The following is a 21,989-nucleotide window of genomic DNA, read 5'->3' as shown; positions in this document are numbered from 1 at the left end:
AAGGCAGGGGCGCGCGGCGCAATGACGTGACGTTTCCCTGCGCGTCCCATCTCGAACCTTGAGTGACAGGGCGCTCCGCGCCACGATAAACCCAAGGGAGGACATCGATGACGGCGATCAGGATCGGCGGCGCAAGCGGTTTCTGGGGCGATGCGGGCCTTGCCACGCAGCAATTGTTGCAGGGCGGGCAGCTTGATTTCCTTGTCTATGACTACCTGGCCGAGATCACCATGGCCATCCTTGCCCGCGCCCGTGCGAAAGACCCCGAGGCGGGCTTTGCCACGGATTTCGTCACCACCGCCATGGCGCCCAACCTGCCCGAGATCGCGGCGCAGGGCGTGCGGGTTATCACAAACGCCGGGGGGGTGAACCCCATGGCCTGCGCCGCCGCGCTACGGGCGGAAATCGCGCGTCAGGGGTTGGCTCTGAAAGTGGCAGTGGTGCTGGGCGACGACCTGACGGGGAACCTCGACGCGATGGCCAGGACCGCCCCGGTCGAGATGTTCTCGGGCGCGCCGTTTCCGCCGCAGGACAAGGTCGGCAGCGTCAATGCCTATCTCGGGGCGTTCCCCATTGCGGCGGCACTGGACCGGGGGGCCGATATCGTGGTGACCGGGCGCTGTGTCGACAGCGCGGTGACACTGGGCGCGGCGATCCATGCGTTTGGCTGGCAGCCCGGTGATCTGGACGCGCTGGCGGGGGCATCGCTGGCGGGGCATGTGATCGAATGTGGTCCGCAGGCGACGGGTGGCAACTTTACCGACTGGCAGGATGTGCCCGGCGGGGCTGGGGCGGTGGGCTATCCGGTGGCGGTGCTGTCGCGTGACGGCAGCTTTGCCATTGAACTGCCCAAGGGCGCGGGCGGTCTGGTGACATGCGCCACGGTGGGCGAGCAGATCCTCTATGAGATCGGGGATCCGCAGCGCTATGTTCTGCCCGACGTGATCTGTGATTTCTCTGCCGTGTCGTTGAAACAGGTCGGGGAGACCGTGCAGGTATCAAATGCAAAAGGCGCTGGTGTTCCAGAGGCTTACAAGGCATGCCTCACGTGGCAGGATGGGTATCGCGGCGGAGGGTATTTCAGCTATTACGGACTGGACGCCGCCGCAAAAGCACGCGCCTTTGCCGATGCCGCGATAGGCCGGGCGCGGGACGCGCTGACCGCAATGAACGCCCCCGATTTCACCGAGACCAGCATCGAAATCCTTGGCGCGGAATCGCAATTCGGCGCCAATGCCCGCCCCGATCCAGCCCGCGAAGTGGTGTTGAAACTGGCCGCGCGCCATGGTGATGCCCGCGCGATTGGTCTGTTGCTGAAAGAGGCAACCGGGCTGGCGCTGGCCGCGCCGCCGGGTCTGAGCGGGTTTGCCGGAACCCGCCCGCGCCCGTCCCCGGTGCTGGCGCTGTTTTCCTTTCTGACGCAGAAATCCGACGTCACCGTGCGGGTCGAGGATGAGGCGGGAGAGATGCGGATTGCCCCCGCGCCACCGATTGCCGCCGCCGCCATCCTGCGCCCTGAACCGCCCGCAAAGCCAACCCAGACCGGCGCCACGGTACTGGTTCCGCTGATCCGCCTGGCCTGGGCGCGCAGCGGCGATAAGGGCGACAAGGCCAATATCGGCGTCATCGCCCGGCGCCCGGACCTCTTGCCGTGGATCTGGCACGGGCTGGACGAGATCCACCTGCGCTGGACCTTTGGCCATTTCTGCGAAGGGGCCATCGAACGCTATTACCTGCCCGGTCTCAAAGCGATGAATATCGTTCTGGATCAGGCGCTTGGCGGGGGCGGTACCTCGTCCCTCAGGAACGATCCGCAGGCCAAGGGCTATGCGCAACTGTTGCTTGCGACCGAGATCGAGATTGACCAGACCGTGTTGGAGACCCTGCCATGACCGCCTTTGCCACCCGGTTCGACGCCACCAGTGACGCCGCCTTGGAGGCGCGCGACGGGATGCTGGCGCTGGTGCGGAAAATGCGTGACGCCGAGGCCCGCGCCGCCGCCAAATCCGAAAGCCGCCGCCCGGTGTTCGATAAGCGCGGCCAACTGTCTCCGCGTGAACGGCTGGCGGCGCTTCTGGACCCCGGATTGCCCTTCCTGGAACTGTGCAACATGGCGTCCTTTCTGGTCGATGACCCGGATCCCGACACCTCGATCCCCGGTGCCAGCGCGCTGATCGGGATCGGTTTTGTCTCGGGCGTCAGGGCGATGATCTATGTCGACGACGCGGGCATCAATGCCGGGGCGATGACCACGAAAAGCGTCGAGAAATCATTGCGTTGCCTTGAGGTTGCCCAGAAACAGAAGCTGCCTTTCATCCACCTTGTCGAAAGCGCCGGGGCGGACCTGATGAACTACACGGTCGAGCTGTGGGCCCATGGTGGCGGCATGTTTGCCGGGCTCGCGCGGCATTCGGCGATGGGGCTTCCCGTGATTACCGTGCTGCATGGCGCATCCACGGCGGGCGGGGCCTATCAGCCGGGCCTGTCGGATTATGTGGTCGGCGTGCGCGGCAACGGTATGGCGATGCTGGCGGGGGCGGCGCTGGTGCAGGCCGCGACGGGCGAGGTCGCAAAGGACGCCGACCTTGGCGGGGCCGAGATGCACGCGACCACCACCGGGCTTGTCGACTACCTGGCCGAGGATGACGCCGCCGCGCTGCGCCACGTGCGCGCGGTCGTGGCCGGGCTGGGCTGGAACGACAGCCAAGCCGAACCGCGCCCACGGGCCTATGATCCGCCCGCGCTGAGCGCCGAAGACATCGCCGGGATCGTGCCGATGGACTACCGCACGCCATACGACATGCGCGAGGTGGCGGCGCGGATCGTGGACGGGTCGGACCTGCGCGAGTTCAAGCCGGATTATGGCCCGGCGACCCTGTGCATCCACGCCAAGATCATGGGCCATCCCGTTGGCATCATTGGCAATAATGGCCCCCTTGATCCCGACGGCGCGACCAAGGTCACGCATTTCCTGCAACTGATGGATCAGGCCGGGAGCGCGGTGATCTTCCTCAACAACACCACCGGGTTCATGGTTGGCGCGCAAAGCGAACATGCCGGCATGATCAAACATGGCTCGAAGATGATCCAGGCGGTGACCAATATCCGTGTACCCAAGCTGTCCTTCTATATCGGCGCCAGTTTCGGGGCCGGGAATTACGGCATGTGCGGCTATGCCTTTGGCCCCGACTTCCTGTTCACTTGGCCCAATGCCATGACCGGCGTGATGGGCGGGGGGCAGGCGGCGGCGACGATGGAGCAGGTCGCGCGCCGCACCGCCGAGCGCAAGGGCGTGACACCGGACGAGGGTCGGCTGGCGGCGCAGAGCGCAAAAATCGCGGCGCATTTCGACGCCCAGTCGGATGCGTTCTATACCTCGGGCCGGGTGCTGGATCACGGCATGATCGACCCGCGCGACACGCGCCGGGTGATCGGCTTCTGCCTTGATACCTGCCGCGCCGCGCAAACCCGCGACCTGAGACCCAACAGCTTCGGGGTGGCGCGGCCATGACCCAACCGATAAAAGCACCGATCAAGACGCTTCTTGTGGCCAATCGCGGCGAGATCGCGCTGCGCATCATGCGCACCGCGCGCGACAGGGGGCTGGGGGTCGTCGCGGTCTATTCCGATGCCGATGCGGGCGCGGCCCATGTGCGGTTTGCCGATCATGCGGTACGCATCGGCCCGTCCCCGGCGGCGCAATCCTATCTCTCGACCAAGGCCATACTGAAGGCGGCGCAACAGGCGGGTGCGGATGCAATCCATCCCGGCTATGGCTTCCTGTCCGAGAACGCAGGCTTTGCCGCCGCCTGCGCCAATGCGGGGCTGGTCTTTGTCGGCCCGTCGCCCGAGGTGATCTCGCTGATGGGGGACAAGGCACGGGCGCGCGAGGCGATGAAACGGGCAGGGGTGCCTGTCGTGCCGGGGTTCGAAGGCATGGCGGACGATGCCGCGCTTCTGGCCGAGGCGGATGCAATCGGCTTTCCGGTGATGATCAAGGCCGCGGCCGGTGGCGGCGGCAAGGGCATGCGGCTGGTAACCTCGCGCGAGGGGTTCGCCGAGGCGCTGACCCTGGCCCGGTCCGAGGCACGCGCCGCCTTTGACGATGACAAGATCATTCTTGAAAAGGCCGTGACCCAGGCGCGTCATGTCGAGATTCAGGTCATGGCCGACCACCACGGCAATGTCATTCACCTGGGCGAGCGTGACTGCTCGGTCCAGCGCCGTCACCAGAAGGTGATCGAGGAATCGCCCGGTCCGACCATGACGCCCGACCTGCGCGCGCGGATGGGGGACACGGCGGTGCGCGCGGCGCAGGCGGTGGGCTATGTCGGGGCGGGGACGGTGGAGTTCCTGCTGGATGGCGACGGAAATTTCTATTTCCTTGAGATGAACACACGCCTTCAGGTCGAACATCCGGTGACGGAAATGGTCACGGGGCTGGACCTTGTCGCGCTTCAGCTTCTGGTGGCCGAGGGCGCGGCGGTGCCCGTGACGCTGGATGATGTCCGTATCACGGGGTGGGCGATGGAAGCGCGGCTTTATGCCGAAGACCCGACCATGGGATTCCTGCCATCGGCGGGGCGGATCATGGCTTGGCGGCCCGCGCCCGAGCCGCTGGCGCGGACAGATGCGGGCATTGCCACGGGTGACATCGTGTCGGCCTTCTATGATCCGATGCTGGCCAAGGTGATTGCTTTTGGCGAAACGCGCGACGCCGCGCGGCAGGCGCTGATCGCGGCACTGGGCGAAACGGTGATCCTTGGCCCGGTCACCAACCGGGATTTCCTGATCGGGGTGCTGCGATCAGAGGCATTTGCAGACGGATTGGCCGATACCGGATGGCTGGACGGCGCGGATATGGCGGCGCTGCTGCCGCCGCCGATGACACCTGACCAAAGGGCCGTGGTCGCGGCGGTGGCCTTTCACGCAGAAGCCGACCGGAACCGCGCCCATGCGCTTGATATCCCGGACGAGTTGATGGGCTGGTCCAGCGCCGGGGAGCCGACAACCGTTCTGGACCTTGAGATCGACGGCGAACCCTGTCGATTCATGGTCCACCAATCCGGGCCGGATATGTTGCGCGTCGTGACCCCGGACGCAGATGACGTCGTGACAGGGCAGGGGCGGGACATGCGGGTCAACGGCGCTCTTGCCGGCATTGTCGAGGTCCGGGCCACGGCGCAGACGCTTGATGTCGTGTCGACATCCCGCACCATACGCGCGAGTTTTCCCGGCCTTGGCGGCGGGGCCGGGGCCGGGGGCGATGGCGGTCAGGTCGCCGCACCGATGCATGGCATCCTGACCGGGGTCCATGTCACCGACGGGGATCGCGTTCAGGCGGGCGACGCGCTGATGGTGCTGGAAGCGATGAAGATGCAACACCAGATACGCGCCACCAGACCGGGCATTATCCGCGACCTGACAGCGCAGGCCGGGGCGCAGGTGGCACAGGGGGCGCTGCTGTGCCGGGTCGAGGACGAAGGAGGTGACGATGCAGCAGGCTGAGGATTTTCGCCAGGAGACACGGGTGCTGGCAGCGGCCATTCGCGGGCTGTCCGAGGATGAATTCGACCGGGCCACTTTGTTCAAGGGCTGGACCATCGACCACGTGATCGGGCATCTGCATCTGTTCAACGTCGCGGCGCTGAAATCGCTGGAAAGCGACGCCGCCTTCCATGAGTTCTTCGCGCCGCTGGGCAAGGCGATGATGTCGGGTACGCCGATCCTGGATTTGCAATTCCCCTGGCTGGCCGGGCTCTCGGGCCGGGCGCTGGCCGATGCCTGGGAAGACACATCCGAGCGGCTGGCCGACGCCTATGCCCGCACCGATCCCAAGAAACGGCTGAAATGGGCCGGCCCCGAGATGAGCGCGCTGTCCTCGGTTACCGCCCGCCAGATGGAGACCTGGGCACATGGGCAAGAGGTGTTTGACCTACTGGGCCTGGAACGCCAAGAGGCCGACCGCATCCGCAACATCGCCCATCTTGGCGTGAATACCTTTGGCTGGACTTTCCGAAACCGCGGGCTGGAGGTGCCCGACCCCGCGCCCCACGTGACCCTGACCGCGCCGTCGGGGGCGGTCTGGGAATGGGGGATGGCGCAAGAGGACAACCGGGTCACCGGCTCGGCCGTCGGCTTCTGTCAGACCGTGGCACAAACCCGCAACGTCGCCGATACCGATATCGTGACCACGGGCGACACCGCGACGGCTTGGATGGAGATCGCCCAATGCTTCGCCGGCCCGCCCATCGACCCGCCAGCACCGGGGGCACGGTTTCGGGCAGAGTAAGTTTAATGCTTGTAATCGGACCCGCACACGCGGGCGCATTTTCCTCTAATGGATTGATCCAGAAGGAAAATGGCGGAGAGACAGGGATTCGAACCCTGGGTCCCCGTGAAGGGACAACGGTTTTCGAGACCGCCCCGTTCGACCACTCCGGCACCTCTCCGCGGGGGTCTGGGGGCGTCGTTTAATGGTGATTGAAACCGGGCGCAAGGGGGGAATTTGATTGTTTGCCCATCCTTTTGCTTTAGGTTGGAAAAAAACGCAGGCCACAGGATGAACCCCATGCAGATACCGATGCCCTTTCGTGTTGTGACACTGATCGCCGCGACCCTGATTGCCACCGTTCTGGCCACCCAGTTGCGGGCGGCGGATCGGGCGCGGGTTGAGGAATTCCTTGAAATCACCGGCTTTGACGTCGCGCTTGATTCGATCGAGCTGTCGGCTTCGGCCGCGCCAGCGATGCTGGGGCTTGAGGAGGACGCGTTCGGGGCCGACTGGGTGCGCCTGTCAAAAGAGGTCTTCGCGCCCGAGATCATGCGCGAACGCGCCACCGACATCCTGTCGGCCACGCTGACCGACGATCTCTTGGATCATGCCAACAGCTTTTATGCATCCGACCTTGGGCAGCGGCTGGTTCAGGCCGAAAACCTGGCCCATTACGACGATGACGAACTGATCCAGGAAGCGGGCGAGCGGATCGTCTCGGATCTGGTGCGCAAGGGCGCGTCCCGGCTTGACCTGTTCCGGCGCATGAATCACGCGGTTGATCCGCAGGACATCGGCCCGCGTGCGGTGCAGGAAATCCAGGTGCGGTTCCTTGTTGCCGCCTCGCTGTCGGGTGTCATCAACCTGCGCATCGACGAAGAAGGGCTGCGTGCGCTTTTGAAGGAAAACGAAAGCGAGCTGCGCGTTGAAATGGCGGCTTCGGCCTTGGCCAACAGTGCCTATACCTACCAGCAGTTCAGCGATGACGAATTAGAGGCCTATACCGAGGCGCTGGAACACCCGGACATGCAGACGGTCTATGAATTGATGAACGCGGTGCATTTCGAGGTCATGTCAAACCGCTTCGAAGTGCTGGCACGGCGCATGGGGGAATTGCACCCCGGCGAGGAACTTTAGCAGGCAGCCGCTCCCGGCGCCCGGTAACAGGCGCCCGGTATCAGGCGCCCGGTATCAGCCGGTCACTTTCTTGACGAACTGCGACTTCAGGCCGATCGGCCCGACGCCCGGGATCTTGCAATCGATGTCGTGATCGCCCTCGACAAGGCGAATGCCGCGCACCTTGGTGCCGACCTTGATGACGTCCGAGGTGCCCTTGAGCTTGAGGTCCTTGATGACCGTCACGGTGTCGCCATCGGCCAGGAGGTTACCGACGCTGTCGCGGATTTCCGGTCCGGTCTCCGCGCCGGCGGTCCATTCGTGGCCGCATTCGGGACAGACCAGCAGCGCGTCCATGGCATAGGCAAAGGACGACTGGCATTCGGGGCAGGGGGGGATGGTGTCGGACATGGCATGTGCTATAGACCGCGCGGGCGACAAACCCCAGCGCATTCTGGCGCGCGGGGGCAAAAACAGCCCTTGACTATTCCCCCAATTCGCCCGATAAGCCGCCCAACCCGGCGTGAAGCATGTGCTTTGCGCCGTGTTTTACTTGAAACGATCGTCCCCAACGGGGCGCGCTGTTCGAGGCGGCACAAGCCACAAACGCCCGATACCTTGAAAAAGGGGGCGGCCACAGAACGCGGTCAATATGAAGGAAGAAGGGCATGTTCGCAGTCCTGAAAACCGGCGGCAAACAGTATCGCGTCCAATCGGGCGATATCCTGCGCGTCGAGAAACTGGCAGCTGATGCCGGTGAGAAAGTTCAATTCAACGAAGTGCTGATGCTGGGCGGTGACAAGACCGTCGTCGGCGCGCCGCTTGTTGACGGTGCCGCGGTTCAGGCCGAGGTCGTCGACCAGATCAAGGGCGAAAAGGTCATCCACTTCGTCAAGCGTCGCCGCAAGCACTCGTCCAAGCGCACCAAGGGCCACCGTCAGAAGCTGACCCTGGTCAAGATCACCGAGATCCTGGCATCGGGCGCAGACAAGTCGGGCATCAAGGCCGCCATCGGCGCAGGTTCGGCCCCGGCCGCAGCTGCTGCACCGGCCGCGAAAGCTGCTCCGAAAAAGGCCGCTGCTCCGAAGGCAGACGCCCCGGCAGCCGCCGACGACCTGACCGCCATCACCGGCGTTGGTCCCGCAGCCGCCAAGAAACTGGCCGATGCCGGCATCACCAGCTTCGCACAGCTGGCCGCCGTTGACGTCGACACTTTCGATGCGGTCAAAGTGAAGCCCGAGTGGGTTGCACAAGCCAAAGACCTGGCCAAGTAAACCGAGAAATAGGAGACACACGATATGGCACATAAAAAAGCTGGCGGTAGCTCCCGCAACGGTCGCGACTCAGCTGGTCGTCGCCTCGGTGTAAAGAAATACGGTGGCGAAGCCGTCATTCCGGGCAACATCATCCTGCGTCAGCGTGGCACCAAGATGTGGCCGGGCGAAGGCGTCGGCATGGGCAAGGATCACACCATCTTTGCAACTGTCGAAGGCAGCGTGAAGTTCCACAAGGGCCTCAAGGGCCGCACCTTTATTTCGGTCCTGCCAGTGGCGGAGGCCGCAGAGTAAGCCGACCTTAAAGGTTTGAAGACATTTAGGGACCGGCTGCAAGGCCGGTCCTTTTTCGTTTTTTGCGGATTGGCCGCGGATGGTCAGGGACCGGACATATGGCAAGGCGACGGGAAACGGGTCGCCCCTTGTGATCGACGCGCCGGGTACCCATTTTTCAACGACCGCTCAGAGCAGTCGAAAACAGATTATGCAGCCCGGGGAGGGGCCGCAGAGCGGAAAAGAGGAGACTCCGCATGAAACTGGACATGATCGTCAACCAGCCCGTGGTTGAGACAGAGCGTTTGACCCTGCGCCCCCTGCGGCGCTCGGATGAAGGGCTGATCGAGATGTATGCCGGCACCGAAGAGGTCGCGCGCATGACCACCTCGATCCCGCATCCGCTGCCGCCCCTGTCGACCGAAGCCTTCATCCTGCGCGCGCAGGCCGAGGACCGGGTTGAAGACGTCTGGGCGATGGATGGTTCCAAGGCGGATGGGGCCGAGGTCATGGGCCTGATCAGCCTTGAACGGCTGGACCGCGACCAGTCCGAGATCGGCTATTGGGTCGCTCCGGCCTTCTGGAATACCGGTCTGGCCTCCGAGGCTGTCAAGGCACTGGTCGAGGCCAACCCCCTGAACAGCAAGACGATGTTCGCCGCCGTTTTTCAGGACAACCCGGCCTCGGCGCGGGTGTTGACGAATTGCGGCTTCCAGTATCTGGGCGATGCCGAAAGCTTCTCGGTCGCGCGCGACGCCGCGGTGCCGACCTGGACCTATACAAGAAAACTCGATTGAGCCGCCCCCTGACTTTGGGTAAGAGCAGGCAGGCCGCCGCGAAGGACGTGACACATGAAATTCCTCGATCTGACAAAGGTCTATATCCGCTCGGGCGGTGGTGGCGGGGGCTGTGTGTCATTCCGGCGCGAGAAATACATCGAATATGGCGGGCCTGATGGCGGTGATGGCGGCAATGGCGGCTCGGTCTATGCCGAGGCGGTCGAGGGGCTGAACACGCTGATCGACTTCCGCTATCAGCAGCATTTCTTTGCCAAGTCCGGTCAGCCCGGCATGGGCAAGCAGCGCACCGGCAAGGATGGCGACGACATCATCCTGCGCGTGCCCGTCGGCACCGAGATTCTGGACGAGGATCAGGAAACCCTGATTGCCGACCTGACCGAGGTCGGCGACCGCGTGCTTCTGGCGCGCGGCGGCAATGGCGGCTTTGGCAACCTGCATTTCAAATCCTCAACCAACCAGGCCCCGCGCCGCGCCAATCCCGGCCAGCCCGGAGTCGAGCGGACGCTGTGGCTGCGGCTGAAGCTGATCGCCGATGTCGGCCTTCTGGGGCTGCCCAACGCGGGCAAGTCGACGTTCCTGTCGGCCACGTCGAACGCGCGGCCCAAGATTGCCGATTACCCGTTCACCACGCTCTATCCCAACCTTGGCGTTGTCGGGGTGGATGGGGTCGAATTTGTCGTCGCCGACATCCCCGGCCTGATCGAGGGCGCGTCCGAGGGGCGCGGCCTGGGCGATCTGTTCCTGGGTCATGTCGAACGGTCGGCCGTCCTGCTGCATCTGGTCGACGGCACCTCGGAAACCATGGTCGAGGATTACCACACGATCATTCACGAACTGGCCAGCTACTCGACCGAACTGTCGTCGAAACCCCGCGTCACCGTGCTGAACAAGGTTGACGCGCTGACCGATGACGAGCGTGCCGAAAAGCTGGCCGAGCTGGAACAGACTTGCGGCGGCAAGGTTTACCAGATGTCGGGCGTCAGCCGCGAAGGAACGACCGAGGTGCTGCGCGCGCTTCGGGCCGAGATCGACGATGAACGGGTCCGCGTCAAACCCGTCGAGGAAGAGGCGCCTTGGCAACCCTGACAACCCTGACCCAATCCCGTCGGCTGGTGATCAAGATCGGCTCCGCCCTGTTGGTGGACCGCAAAAGCGGCGCGTTGCGCAGTGACTGGCTGACCGCGCTGGCGCAGGATGTGGCGATGCTGAAGGCACGCGGCGCGGATGTGGTTCTGGTCTCGTCCGGGTCGATCGCGCTGGGACGTGGTGTGCTTGGCCTGCCGCAAAACGACCTGCCGCTGGAACAATCCCAGGCTGCCGCCGCCGTCGGCCAGATCCGCCTGGCGCGCGCCTATGAAGAGGCGCTGGCGCCGCATGGGATTACCACGGCGCAGGTGCTGGTGACGCTGGAAGACAGCGAAAACCGGCGCCGCTACCTCAATTCCCGCGCCACGATGGAACAGCTTCTGTCGCTGGGCGTGGTGCCGATCGTGAATGAAAACGACACCGTGGCCACGGATGAAATCCGCTATGGCGACAATGACCGGCTGGCGGCGCAGGTGGCGCTGACGACCGGGGCGGATACGCTGATCCTGCTCTCGGATGTCGATGGCTTCTACAGCGCCAACCCGATGACCGACCCCACCGCGCGCCGTTTCGACGTGGTCGAGGATATCACCCCCGAGATCGAGGCGATGGCGGGCGAGGGCACCTCGGGCCTGTCCAAGGGCGGCATGATCACCAAGCTCTGGGCCGCCAAGACCGCCACGGCGGGCGGCGCGGCCATGGCGATCACCGAAGGCAGCGTGATGCGTCCGCTGACCGCGCTGGAAAACGGTGCGCCCGCGACATGGTTCACCGCCAAGACCACGCCGCAACTGGCGCGCAAACGCTGGATCGGCTCGATGAAACCGCGCGGCGCGATCACCGTCGACGCCGGGGCCGCCCGTGCGCTGCACATGGGCAAAAGCCTGCTGCCCGCCGGGATCACCTCCGTATCGGGCGATTTCGGGCGCGGCGATCCGGTTGCGATCCACGGGCCGGATGGGCACAAGCTGGGACAGGGGCTGGCGACCTATAATGCCGCCGAAACCGCCTCGATCAAGGGGCGTCAATCGGGCGAGATTGAAACGATCCTCGGCTATCCGGGCCGCGCCGCGCTGATCCACCGGGACGATATGGCGCTTTGACCTTCTTTCTTGCTAAAATACTCCCGCCGGAGGCATCTCCGGCATCCACTTCAACCAAAGGCCAGATCAGATGAAAGACATCGCAGACATCCCCGCCCTGATGGACGACCTTGGCGCACGCGCCAAATCCGCCGCCGCAGAGCTGGCCTTTGCCCCGCCAGAACAGAAGACAAAAGCGCTGAATGCCGCCGCCGATGCGGTCTGGGCACAGCGGGACGCGATCATTGCCGCCAATGCGCGTGACCTCGACTATGGCCGCGACAAGGGGCTCAGCCCCGCGATGATGGACCGGCTGATGCTGGACGAGGCCCGCATCAAGGGCATTGTCGACGGGCTGCGCGCGGTTGCGGAGCAGGATGATCCGGTGGGCGAGGTGCTGGCCGAATGGGACCGGCCCTCGGGCCTGCATATCCGCCGCGTGCGCACGCCGCTTGGCGTCATCGGCGTGATCTATGAAAGCCGCCCCAACGTGACGGCGGATGCCGGTGCGCTGTGCCTGAAATCCGGCAACGCGGTGATCCTGCGCGGCGGTTCGGAAAGCTTCCATTCCTCGGGCGCGATCCATGCCTGTCTTGTCGAGGGGCTGATCGCCGCCGGTCTGCCCGAAGACGCGATCCAGCTTGTCCCGACCCGCGACCGCGCGGCGGTGCAGGCGCTCTTGACCATGACCGACTATGTCGACGTGATCGTGCCGCGTGGCGGCAAGGGATTGGTCGGGCTGGTCCAGCGCGAGGCGCGCGTCCCGGTCTTTGCCCATCTCGAAGGCATCGTGCATATCTATCTCGACGCCGAGGCCGACCCGGTGAAGGCGCTGAACGTGGTGATGAACGCCAAGACCCGGCGCACCGGGATCTGTGGCGCGGCCGAGTGTCTGCTGATCCACAAGGATGTGGTCGATACCATCGGTCAGGGCGTGATCCGCGCGCTGATGGATGCCGGGGTGACGGTCCATGCCGATCCCGCGTTGCAGGCGCTGGACGGCACGGTTGCGGCAACTGACGATGACTGGGGCCGCGAGTATCTGGACATGGATATCGCCGCGAAGGTGGTCGAGGATATCGACGCCGCCATCGCCCATATCCGCACCCATGGTTCGGACCATACCGATTGCATCATCACCGAGGATGACGCCGCCGCCACGCGGTTCTTCCAGCGGCTCGACAGTGCGATCCTGATGCGCAATGCCTCGACCCAGTTTGCCGATGGTGGCGAATTCGGCATGGGCGCCGAAATCGGCATCGCCACGGGCAAGATGCACGCACGCGGCCCGGTGGGCGCGGCGCAGCTGACCAGCTTCAAATATCTGGTGGACGGCGACGGCACCGTCCGGGGCTGAGGTCAGGCGGAGGACAGGCGCAGAACCACGCGACCGGGCTGGACCTCGATCCGATGGACCAGCCCGCAATCGGCCAGCGCAAAAGGCAGAAGCGCGAACTCGACCTCTCCCGGTGGCAAATCGTCGCCGGGCGCGGTCAGCTTGGCGACAAAGGCGTCATCGGCGCGATGGCGTGGCGCGTCCGCAGTCAGCACCCAGCCGCCAGCCCCGCCAGAAATCGTGACCGGATCGCCATAAGGCAGCGCCTTTTGCAGGCACATCAGGGCAAGAAACAGGGCCTTGGCCTCGACCCGCGCCATGTCGCCGGTGGCAGCCCAAGTGACATGGGTGCGCCCGTCGCCTGCCAGGGCCGCCAGGATCTCGGCGGCCTCGCGTCCCGCCACCTGTTGCCCTTCACCGGCAAGGCCAAAGGCAATGCGGAACAGCCTGATGCGCGCGGCGGCATTGGCGACGCTGTCGGCAATCAGCGCCATTTCCGGCCCATCGACGAGGCCGGTCATTTCCAGAAGCTCCAACCCATTGCCGATGGCGCCGACGGGGGATATCAGGTCATGGCAGATGCGCGAGCCGACAAGAGTTGCTAAATGGGTGTCAGGTGACGGCACGGGCAGGGCCTCCGGGAAGGGGTGACATGGAAGATCTGAACGCATTTCTTGAACCCGGCATGCTGGTGCGCCATCCAGAGCATCCCGAATGGGGAACCGGACAGGTCCAGTCCAACATCAAGGGACGCATAACGGTAAATTTTCGCGAAACGGGCAAGGTGGTCCTCAATGGTTTTGTGGTTTCGTTGTTACCGGTGAATGAACCTTTAACTGATTGAGAAACGGTTAACACAACTTTTGCGGGCAGGCGAGGGGCCAGCGCGGCGGCAACAGTTGCCAAGTGTCGCATCCCTGCCTAAAAGCGGCGAAACCCCTTGCCGAGAGACACCCGCATGGCCGCCGACCAGCCCGATTTTGTCCTGAAACTGGCCGAGACCGATGACGAGCTGCGCGCCGCGCAACGGCTGCGGTATCGCGTCTTTGTCGAGGAACTGGGCGGTGGCGGCGCCATGGTCGATCACGAAAACCGACTGGAACAGGACCGGTTCGACCCGCATTTCGATCACCTTGTCCTGTTTGACCAATCCAGTTTCGCCGCGCCCGAGGACCGGGCCGTCGGGGTCTATCGCCTGCTGCGCGGCGAGGCGGCACAGGCGATGGGCCAGTTCTATTCCGAAGACGAATACGACCTGACCGTGTTGAAGAACAGCGGCCGCAACCTGTTGGAACTGGGGAGGTCCTGCCTGTTGCCCGACTATCGCGGCGGGGCGGCGATGTTCCATCTGTGGAACGGGCTGGCGGATTACGTGCTGAGCCACAAGATCGAGGTCCTGTTCGGCGTCGCCAGCTTCCACGGCACTGATGTCGCCGCGCTGGCCGAGCCGCTGTCGCTGCTGCATCACCGCCACCTTGCGCCCGAAGACCTGCGGGTGCGCGCCCAGCCCGACCACCATCAGCCCATGGACCTGATCGCGCCCGATCAGATCGACCGCAAACGCGCCATGGTCGAGACGCCGGCGCTGATCAAGGCCTATCTGCGGCTGGGCGGTTTCGTCGGTGACGGCGCCTTTGTCGATCATGCGTTCAACACCACCGATGTCTGTCTGGTGATGGATACGGAACGCATGAACGCCAAGCAGAAATCCATCTATACCAAGGGGTTGGGGCGTTGAGTTCAACCTGGGAAAGTCCCGAGGGCTATCCCGCCCCGCCGCGTATCTCGGTTTTTGGCTGGGTGCGGGTACTGCTGCGGGGGCTGGTGCTGGCGACCGTGGTTTTTGGCGGGCTGGCGGTCTTGTTGCTGATGCGGCTGGTCGAACGTCCGCTGTTTGGCCAGCGCCGCCCCTGGACCCCGTTCATCACGCAAGTGGTCTGCCGCAGCGCGTTTTTCATCCTCGGGATCGGGTTTTCGGCCCGAGGTGATTTGATGAAAGACCGGGGCGCGGTGGTGGCGAACCATTCATCGTGGCTGGACATCTTTGCGCTGAATGCCCGCAAGCGGGTCTATTTCGTCTCAAAGGCCGAGGTCGCGCACTGGCCCGGGATCGGCTGGCTGGCGCGGGCGACGGGCACGGTGTTCATCAACCGCGATCCGCGCGAGGCGAAACAGCAGAAAGAAATCTTTGAATCGCGGCTTCTGGCGGGGCACAAGCTGTTGTTCTTCCCCGAAGGCACCTCGACCGACAGCCGCACGGTTCTGCCCTTCAAGCCAACGCTGTTTGCCGCCTTCTTCAGCGACGAATTGCGCGACAAACTGCATGTCCAGCCCGTCACCGTGCATTACATCCCGCCCGAAGGGGTTGAGGACAAACGGTTTTACGGCTGGTGGGGCGACATGGAATTTGGCCCGCACCTGTTGCAGACACTGGCGGCATGGCCACAGGGCCGGGTGGAACTAGTCTATCACCGCCCGGTCGCGGTCAGGGATTTCGCCAACCGCAAGACGCTGGCCGCCTATTGCGAGGGGATCATCCGCGACGATTTGATGACGCGGATCGGGGAGGAATAGCGGTTCGCCCGGCGGCACGCCGGGCTGCGTCATGCTGGAAGCATGCCTTTGGCATGACCCGCCCCCATGGGGCTGCGCATTTGCGCCACCCCGCGGGACGGCGCAGCCCTTTTCGCTATTCCTTACCCTTTCGCCCGCATCAGCATCCCGAACAGGTCGCGCGGATCGTCGGGGTCGGCGAGCAGGTCTAGATCAAAGAAGAAATCCGTGCCCTTGATCCGGTCGCGCACGTAACGCAGGGCCGAGAAATCCTCGATCGCGAAGCCGACCGAGTCGAAAAGCGTGATCTGATCCGCAGCCCGGCGGCCCGCCACCTTGCCCGAAATCACTTCCCACAGCTCGATCACCGGATGATCCGCGTCCAGCTGCTGAATTTCGCCTTCAATGCGCGTCTGGGGCGGGTATTCGACGAAGATGTCGGACCGCTCAAGGATGCCGCTTGCCAGTTCGGTCTTGCCCGGACAGTCGCCACCGATGGCGTTGATATGCACACCCGCGCCAACCATGTTGTCCGACAGGATCGTGGCATATTGCTTGTCTGCCGTGCAGGTGGTCAGGATCTGCGCGCCTTCGATCGCCTCTTCCGGGCTGGAGCAGATCACGGTCCTCAACCCCGTCCCGGCAAGGTTCGCGGCGCATTTTTCCGACGCCGCGCGGTCCACGTCGTAAAGGCGGATTGTATCGACGCCGACAATCGCCTGCATTGCAAGGCTCTGGAATTCCGACTGCGCGCCATTGCCGATCATCGCCATCGTGGTCGACCCCTTGGGCGCAAGGTATTTCGCCGCCATGGCTGAAGTCGCGGCAGTGCGCATCGCGGTCAGCATGGTCATCTCGGTCAGAAGCACCGGATAGCCCGTGTAGACATCGGCCAGAAGGCCAAAGGCGGTCACGGTCTGCAAGCCTTCCGCGGTGTTCTTGGGGTGGCCGTTGACATATTTGAAGCCATAGGCCTCGCCATCCGAGGTCGGCATCAGTTCGATCACGCCGACGTCCGAATGCGACGCCACGCGCGGGGTCTTGTCGAACAGGTCCCAGCGTTTGAAATCATCCTCGATATAGCGTGCAAGCTCGGTCAGCATGTCCTTGATGCCGACGTGGTGGATTAGGCGCATCATGTTGTCGACGCTGACAAACGGCACCAATGCCTTGTCCGACGGGGTGGTCATCTGTTTGATTTCCTTGGGATTGATCATCATGTCAGGTCTCAGTAGCTGCGCGTCGGACGGTCAAAGATGCGACGCCCAAGGGCCGAGGCCGCAAGGTCCACCATCAGTTTCGTCGTCCGGCCGCGTTCGTCCAGGTAGGGGTTCAGTTCGACAAGGTCCATCGAGGTCACAAGTCCGCTGTCATGCAGGTGTTCCATGACCAGATGCGCCTCGCGCACGGTGGCGCCGCCGGGAACCGTGGTGCCGACGGCAGGCGCGACCGAGGGGTCAAGGAAATCGACATCCAGCGAGACATGCAGCATGCCACCCGCCGCCGCGACGCGGGCAAGGAAGGCGTCCAGCGGCTGCGCGATCCCGTGTTCGTCGATCTCGCGCATGTCGTGATAGCTGATGCCGGACTGCTGCAACGCCTCGCGTTCGGCGGTGTCGACCGAGCGCAACCCGATGATGCAGACGTTTTCTTCCGGGACAGGGTTCTGGACGGCGGGAAAGCCCTCAAACCCGTCCTTGCCGGTGAAATAGGCGACAGGCGTGCCGTGCAGGTTGCCCGAATCCGATGTCACGGGGGTGTGGAAATCGGAATGGGCATCCAGCCACAGCACGAATTGCGCCCGGCCTTGTGCGGCGGCGTGGTTGGCGACCCCGGCGACAGTGCCCGCCGACAGAACATGGTCCCCGCCAAGGAACATGGGAAACCCGTCCTTCATCGCGGCTTCGGCCGCATCCGCCAGCGCCTGCGTCCAGCCGATGGTCTTGTTCAACTGGTGAATCCGGTGGTCCGGTGCGTCGTGCCCGTGCGGGGCCGGGGTCAGGTTGCCCCGGTCGATCACCTCATGCCCCAGTTCGGCCAGGCTTTCGGCAAGCCCGGCGGTGCGATAGGCGTCAGGCCCCATGAGGCACCCGCGGCGGCGTTTGCCACTGTCAACGGGGGCTCCGATCAGGATGCAGGTTCGGGAAGTCATGTCGCGCGGCTCCAATCTGAATGAAATGGAAAATGTGATCGTTTCGGGTTGAGTAATAGCCCTCATTTTGTACATATCGGATCAAGTTTGTGCAATTTGGACGGATGAGTCGCCAAAATGGATGATGTGGACAACAAGCTGATCTCGGCCCTGCGGCATGACGCGCGGGCGTCGCTGTCGGACCTCGCGTTGCTTCTGGGCGTCTCGCGAACCACGGTGCGGGGCCGGATCGAGAGGTTGCGGCAGAAGGGCGATATCGTCGGGTTCACGGTGGTTCTGAAAGAGGACACCGCCCGCGACCCGGTGCGCGGGTTGATGATGATCGGCATCGAAGGGCGCGGGACGGACCGGATCATCCGGCAATTGTCCGGCCTGCCTGCGGTGCGGGCGATCCACTCGACCAATGGCCGCTGGGATCTGATCGTCGAACTGGGGACCGCAACGCTTGAGGAACTCGACGAGGTGCTGGCGCGTATCCGTCGTTTTGACGGGGTCGCGAACAGCGAGACCAACCTGCTGTTGGCGACGCGCAAGGCGGGGTAATCGCGGTAAGGGCAGCGTCCGTCCGAGGGTGGGCGTGAAGCGCCCGCCCGTGGGGGCGGACGGGCGCTGCCCGGCGTGCCGCCGGGCGAGAGATCGAAGTCAAACTATGCCCCAATCCGACACAACCTGTCGCAAATTCGCAATCGGGCGAACCCTGCACCCCCCATTCTCAACCCAGGCGCAATCGGGAGAGACCACATGCGAAGCCATGCACAGGCGGTTGTCATCGGGGGCGGGGTGATCGGCTGTTCGATCCTTTACCACCTCACCAAGCTGGGTTGGAGCGACGTGGTCCTTCTGGAACGCAACGAGTTGACCTCGGGCAGCACATGGCATGCCGCCGCCAATATCCACGGCCTGCATGACAGCGCCAATATCAGCCGCCTTCAGCACTATACGATGCGGCTCTATGACGAGTTGGAAGAAGAGACGGGGCAAAGCTGCGGCGTGTTCCGGCCCGGTTCGATCTATCTGGCCCAGACCGAGAACCGCGAACACCAGCTGCGCCTGCAGGCGGCCAAGGCGAAACTCTATGGCATGAACTTCCACGAAATTACCCGCGACGAGGCCGAACGCCTGCACCCGCTGGTCGATTTCGACGGTATCCGCTGCATCATGTATGAACCTGACGGCGGCAATGTCGATCCCTCGGGCGTGACCAATGCCTATGCGGTTGGCGCGCGGCAGCGGGGGGCGGAAATCCACCGTTTCACCCCTGTCACCGGCACCGAACAGCAACCCGACGGCACGTGGATCGTGCGCACGCCCAAGGGCGATATCAAAACCCCTTGGGTCATCAATGCCGCCGGTCTCTGGGGCCGCGAGGTGGCGGCGCTTGCGGGCATCACGCTGCCGTTGCAACCCACCGAACACCAGTATTTCGTGACCGAAACCATCGCCGAGATCGCCGCGATGGACCGCCGTTTGCCCTCGGTCGCGGACCGCGATGGGGAGTATTACCTCAGGCAAGAGGGCAAGGGCCTCCTGATCGGCGCCTATGAGCGCGACATGCGGTTCTGGGCGGAAGAGGGCACGCCGCTGGACTTTGCCCATGACCTGTTTCCCGACGATCTGGAGCGGATCGAGGAAAACATGATGCGTGCCATGACCCGCGTGCCGCTGGTTGCCGAGGCCGGGATCAAGCGGGTGATCAACGGCCCGATGATCTGGTCGCCCGACAGCAACGTGTTGATGGGGCCAGTGCCGGAACGAACGGGCTATTTCGTCTGCGGCGGCATTATCCCCGGTTTCAGCCAGTCGGCGGGCATGGGGCTGATGGCGGCGGATTGGATCGTCGAGGGCGAGATGCGCTATGACATGTTCCCCTGGGACGTTGCGCGGTTTGGCGCATGGGCCAATGACCGGGAGTTTGTGAAAGCCAAGGTGCGCGACGTCTATGCCCATCGCTTCGCCATCCATTTCCCGAACGAGGAACGCGCCGCAGGCCGCCCGCTGCGCACCCGTCCCGCTTATGAAACCCAGGCACAGATGGGCGCGGTCTTTGGCCTGAACTACGGCTGGGAGCATCCGCTGTGGTTTGCAGACACCCCCGGCACTGTCGACACCAACGGCTTCACCCGCCAGAACTGGTGGGGTCCGGTGGGGGACGAAGCCCGCATGCTGCGCGAGCGTGCCGGGATCATCGATATTTCGAACTTCGCAAAGTATGAGGTCGCGGGACCGGGGGCCGAGGACTGGCTGAACGCGGTCTTTGCCAACCGGATGCCAAAGGCGGTGGGCCGATCCTGCCTGACACCGCTGATCGGCAAACGCGGCGGGATCGCCGGGGATGCGACGGTGACGCGGCTGGCCGAGGATCGCTTCTGGGTGATCTCATCGGGCATGGCCGAACGCTATCACAAGCGGTTCTTCGACGCCGTGCCGCTGCCCGAAGGCACGACATTCACCAGCCTGACGGATAGGGTCTGCGGCTTCAATGTCGCTGGCCCCCAGTCGCGCAACCTGCTGCAACGTCTGACAAATGCCTCGCTTGCGCCGGACGACTGGCGCTTCATGGCAAGCCGCGAGATCGACGTCGCGGGTATTCCCGTCATGGCCTTGCGCGTGTCCTTTACCGGCGATCTGGGCTGGGAATTGCATTGCGCCGAGGCCGACCAGTTGCGGCTGTATCAGGCGCTTCTGGCAGCAGGAGAAGAGTTTGGCGCCGGGCCGGTGGGCAGCCGGGCGCTGATGTCGCTGCGCATCGAGAAGGGCTATGGCTCATGGAGCCGCGAATACAGCCCCGAATACTGGCCGCAAGAGGTCGGGCTGGCCGCGCTTTGCAAGATGGACAAGGATTTCTTGAACAAGGGCGCGCTGGAAACGGTCATATCCAATGCGCCGCGCGAACGGCTGGTGATCCTGCATCTGGATGAGGGTGACGTAACCGCCTCAAACGCAGATGCCACGGGGGGCGAGCCGATCTTCCTTGAGGGCAAGGGCGTGGGGCGCGTGACCTCGGGCGCCTATGGCTATTCGGTCGGCATGTCGCTGGCGCTGGGATTTGTCAAAGAGGGGCGGCCCGGTGACCGGGTTCAGGTCATGGTGCTGGGCCGTCCCCACGGGGCAACGATCCTTGCTGACCCGCCGTTTGATCCGAAGGGCGAGATACTGCGCAGTTAGGGTGTCGTCGGCAGGGTCGGGCGCTTGCGCGTCTCGCTCAGGATATTGAGGTAGTTGCCAAGGAAGATCACCACCGCGCCGACAAAGACCCAGATGTCCAGCGCCTCGCCATAGACCAGAAGCCCGACAACCGCGATGGCGGGCAGGCGGATAAAGTCGATGGGAACGACAACGGTGGCGGGGGCCAGTGACAGGGCGGTGGTCAGGCAGAAATGCGCCAGAAGCCCGGCCAGCCCGATCAGCACCAGCCATGGCACGCTGGCCGCTGAGGGCACCGCGAAATCGCCATCGAAAAACCCGCAGATCAGGCCAAAACCCAGTTGTATCACGGTGAGATAGAACAGAATGCAGGTGATGGTCTGGGTCCGCGTCAGCCGCTTGGTCAGCATGATCGAGAAGGCAAAGCCAATGGCCGACAGTGCCGCCGTGATCACGCCCGCACCAATCGGAACCGATCCGGGGCGCGCCACGATCAGGATGCCGATGAACCCCATCACCGCCGCCAGCGCCCGCATCTTTGTCAGGCGCTCGCCCAGAACCAGCGGCGACAGGATCAGCACCCACAAGGGCGATGTGAACTCTAGCGCAAAGACCTGCGCCAGCGGGATCAGGGTAAGGCTGTAAAACCACAGGTTCTGACCGGAAAAATGGGCGAGGTTACGGAAAAAATGCAAACCCAGCTGCTGGCGGTTGATCTGGTTCAGCGTGCCTGCAAAGCCCGCAACAACCAGCACGATCACCACGCCGACCATGCTGCGGTAGGTCATGATTTCGAACGTGTCCATCTCGAAGCTGACGGCGCGGCCCGCGACCGCCATCGAGGAGAACGAAAGGATTGCGCCCGACATCCACAGGCAGGCTTTCAACGTGTCGCTCAT

The 21,989-nt window shown here is 64.0% G+C and carries 21 protein-coding genes and 1 tRNA gene; 16 read left to right on the top strand and 6 right to left on the bottom strand.

Annotated elements, in window-relative coordinates; all coding sequences use genetic code 11:
• Positions 1-107 precede the first annotated feature (107 nt).
• From JQ863_RS11415 to JQ863_RS11400, 4 genes are read left to right on the top strand one after another with little or no spacing between them, the layout of a single operon-like run.
• Positions 108-1,892, top strand: coding sequence for an acyclic terpene utilization AtuA family protein (locus JQ863_RS11415; protein WP_204114391.1), 1,785 nt, complete (start codon positions 108-110; stop codon positions 1,890-1,892).
• Positions 1,889-3,511 carry an acyl-CoA carboxylase subunit beta gene (locus JQ863_RS11410; protein ID WP_204114390.1) on the top strand — a complete coding sequence of 541 codons (1,623 nt, stop codon included), beginning with the start codon at positions 1,889-1,891 and terminating at the stop codon, positions 3,509-3,511. Before JQ863_RS11415 ends, JQ863_RS11410 begins: the two co-directional genes overlap by 4 nt.
• Positions 3,508-5,508 carry an ATP-binding protein gene (locus JQ863_RS11405; protein ID WP_204114389.1) on the top strand — a complete coding sequence of 667 codons (2,001 nt, stop codon included), beginning with the start codon at positions 3,508-3,510 and terminating at the stop codon, positions 5,506-5,508. Before JQ863_RS11410 ends, JQ863_RS11405 begins: the two co-directional genes overlap by 4 nt.
• Entirely contained in the window at positions 5,495-6,292 is a 798-nt protein-coding gene (locus JQ863_RS11400; protein WP_204114388.1) for a TIGR03084 family metal-binding protein, read from the top strand. Before JQ863_RS11405 ends, JQ863_RS11400 begins: the two co-directional genes overlap by 14 nt.
• Before the next feature lie 70 nt (positions 6,293-6,362).
• Here JQ863_RS11400 and JQ863_RS11395 read toward each other — a convergent pair.
• Positions 6,363-6,452: transfer RNA gene (locus tag JQ863_RS11395), tRNA-Ser, on the bottom strand.
• Between the two features lie 119 nt (positions 6,453-6,571).
• On the opposite strand from JQ863_RS11395, the gene JQ863_RS11390 reads away from it, so the two are divergent.
• Positions 6,572-7,411: a DUF2059 domain-containing protein gene (locus tag JQ863_RS11390; protein ID WP_204114387.1), complete on the top strand. Its 840-nt coding sequence runs from the start codon at positions 6,572-6,574 to the stop codon at positions 7,409-7,411.
• A 54-nt stretch (positions 7,412-7,465) separates the two neighbouring features.
• On the opposite strand, the gene JQ863_RS11385 is transcribed toward JQ863_RS11390, so the two are convergent.
• Positions 7,466-7,801, bottom strand: a complete 336-nt coding sequence (locus JQ863_RS11385) for a zinc ribbon domain-containing protein YjdM (protein WP_204114386.1) — start codon at positions 7,799-7,801, stop codon at positions 7,466-7,468.
• Between the two features lie 257 nt (positions 7,802-8,058).
• Here JQ863_RS11385 and JQ863_RS11380 point away from each other — a divergent pair, with 257 nt between their 5' ends.
• The 6 genes from JQ863_RS11380 to JQ863_RS11355 all read left to right on the top strand — a co-directional run bounded on the left by JQ863_RS11380 (position 8,059) and on the right by JQ863_RS11355 (position 13,262).
• Complete coding sequence (locus tag JQ863_RS11380; RefSeq protein WP_204114385.1) at positions 8,059-8,664, top strand: 50S ribosomal protein L21; 606 nt, start codon at positions 8,059-8,061, stop codon at positions 8,662-8,664.
• Between the two features lie 24 nt (positions 8,665-8,688).
• The gene (gene rpmA, locus JQ863_RS11375) at positions 8,689-8,958 is read left to right on the top strand and encodes a 50S ribosomal protein L27 (RefSeq protein WP_204114384.1); all 270 of its coding nucleotides are present in this window, start codon (positions 8,689-8,691) and stop codon (positions 8,956-8,958) included.
• Between the two features lie 236 nt (positions 8,959-9,194).
• Entirely contained in the window at positions 9,195-9,734 is a 540-nt protein-coding gene (locus JQ863_RS11370; protein WP_204114383.1) for a GNAT family N-acetyltransferase, read from the top strand.
• Between the two features lie 54 nt (positions 9,735-9,788).
• A complete protein-coding gene (obgE, locus tag JQ863_RS11365; RefSeq protein ID WP_204114382.1) occupies positions 9,789-10,823 on the top strand; it encodes a GTPase ObgE in 1,035 nt (344 codons plus the stop codon).
• On the top strand, positions 10,820-11,926 hold the full coding sequence (proB, locus tag JQ863_RS11360) for a glutamate 5-kinase (protein WP_204115142.1): 1,107 nt from the start codon (positions 10,820-10,822) through the stop codon (positions 11,924-11,926). The genes obgE and proB overlap by 4 nt, the downstream gene beginning before the upstream one ends.
• Positions 11,927-11,996: 70 nt before the next feature.
• The gene (locus JQ863_RS11355; RefSeq protein ID WP_204114381.1) at positions 11,997-13,262 is read left to right on the top strand and encodes a glutamate-5-semialdehyde dehydrogenase; all 1,266 of its coding nucleotides are present in this window, start codon (positions 11,997-11,999) and stop codon (positions 13,260-13,262) included.
• A gap of 2 nt (positions 13,263-13,264) precedes the next feature.
• Here JQ863_RS11355 and JQ863_RS11350 read toward each other — a convergent pair whose 3' ends face one another.
• Complete coding sequence (locus tag JQ863_RS11350) at positions 13,265-13,867, bottom strand: histidine phosphotransferase family protein (RefSeq protein ID WP_204114380.1); 603 nt, start codon at positions 13,865-13,867, stop codon at positions 13,265-13,267.
• 26 nt (positions 13,868-13,893) lie between these two features.
• Between JQ863_RS11350 and JQ863_RS11345 the strand changes: the two genes are divergently transcribed.
• The 3 genes from JQ863_RS11345 to olsA all read left to right on the top strand — a co-directional run bounded on the left by JQ863_RS11345 (position 13,894) and on the right by olsA (position 15,815).
• A complete protein-coding gene (locus JQ863_RS11345) occupies positions 13,894-14,085 on the top strand; it encodes a DUF3553 domain-containing protein (RefSeq protein WP_204114379.1) in 192 nt (63 codons plus the stop codon).
• Between the two features lie 114 nt (positions 14,086-14,199).
• Positions 14,200-14,979 (top strand): L-ornithine N(alpha)-acyltransferase, encoded by a 780-nt coding sequence (olsB, locus tag JQ863_RS11340; protein ID WP_204114378.1) that lies wholly within the window; start codon positions 14,200-14,202, stop codon positions 14,977-14,979.
• Positions 14,976-15,815, top strand: a complete 840-nt coding sequence (gene olsA / locus JQ863_RS11335) for a lyso-ornithine lipid O-acyltransferase (protein ID WP_204114377.1) — start codon at positions 14,976-14,978, stop codon at positions 15,813-15,815. Before olsB ends, olsA begins: the two co-directional genes overlap by 4 nt.
• Positions 15,816-15,937: 122 nt before the next feature.
• On the opposite strand, the gene JQ863_RS11330 is transcribed toward olsA, so the two are convergent.
• Positions 15,938-16,984 carry an ornithine cyclodeaminase gene (locus JQ863_RS11330; protein ID WP_204115141.1) on the bottom strand — a complete coding sequence of 349 codons (1,047 nt, stop codon included), beginning with the start codon at positions 16,982-16,984 and terminating at the stop codon, positions 15,938-15,940.
• A gap of 38 nt (positions 16,985-17,022) precedes the next feature.
• Entirely contained in the window at positions 17,023-17,946 is a 924-nt protein-coding gene (gene rocF / locus JQ863_RS11325) for an arginase (RefSeq protein WP_204114376.1), read from the bottom strand.
• A 117-nt stretch (positions 17,947-18,063) separates the two neighbouring features.
• Between rocF and JQ863_RS11320 the strand changes: the two genes are divergently transcribed.
• Both JQ863_RS11320 and JQ863_RS11315 read left to right on the top strand, forming a co-directional pair.
• Positions 18,064-18,489, top strand: coding sequence for an Lrp/AsnC family transcriptional regulator (locus tag JQ863_RS11320; RefSeq protein WP_204114375.1), 426 nt, complete (start codon positions 18,064-18,066; stop codon positions 18,487-18,489).
• A gap of 198 nt (positions 18,490-18,687) precedes the next feature.
• Complete coding sequence (locus tag JQ863_RS11315; RefSeq protein ID WP_204114374.1) at positions 18,688-21,111, top strand: GcvT family protein; 2,424 nt, start codon at positions 18,688-18,690, stop codon at positions 21,109-21,111.
• On the opposite strand, the gene JQ863_RS11310 is transcribed toward JQ863_RS11315, so the two are convergent.
• The gene (locus JQ863_RS11310; protein WP_204114373.1) at positions 21,108-21,989 is read right to left on the bottom strand and encodes a DMT family transporter; all 882 of its coding nucleotides are present in this window, start codon (positions 21,987-21,989) and stop codon (positions 21,108-21,110) included. The two genes, JQ863_RS11315 and JQ863_RS11310, sit on opposite strands and share 4 nt — an antisense overlap.

Source organism: Shimia biformata (genome assembly GCF_016888515.1).
In the GTDB taxonomy this organism is placed as follows: Bacteria; Pseudomonadota; Alphaproteobacteria; order Rhodobacterales; family Rhodobacteraceae; genus Shimia_A; species Shimia_A biformata.
Note: the sequence above shows the minus strand (reverse complement) of the source record. Positions and strands in the feature narration are given on the sequence as shown.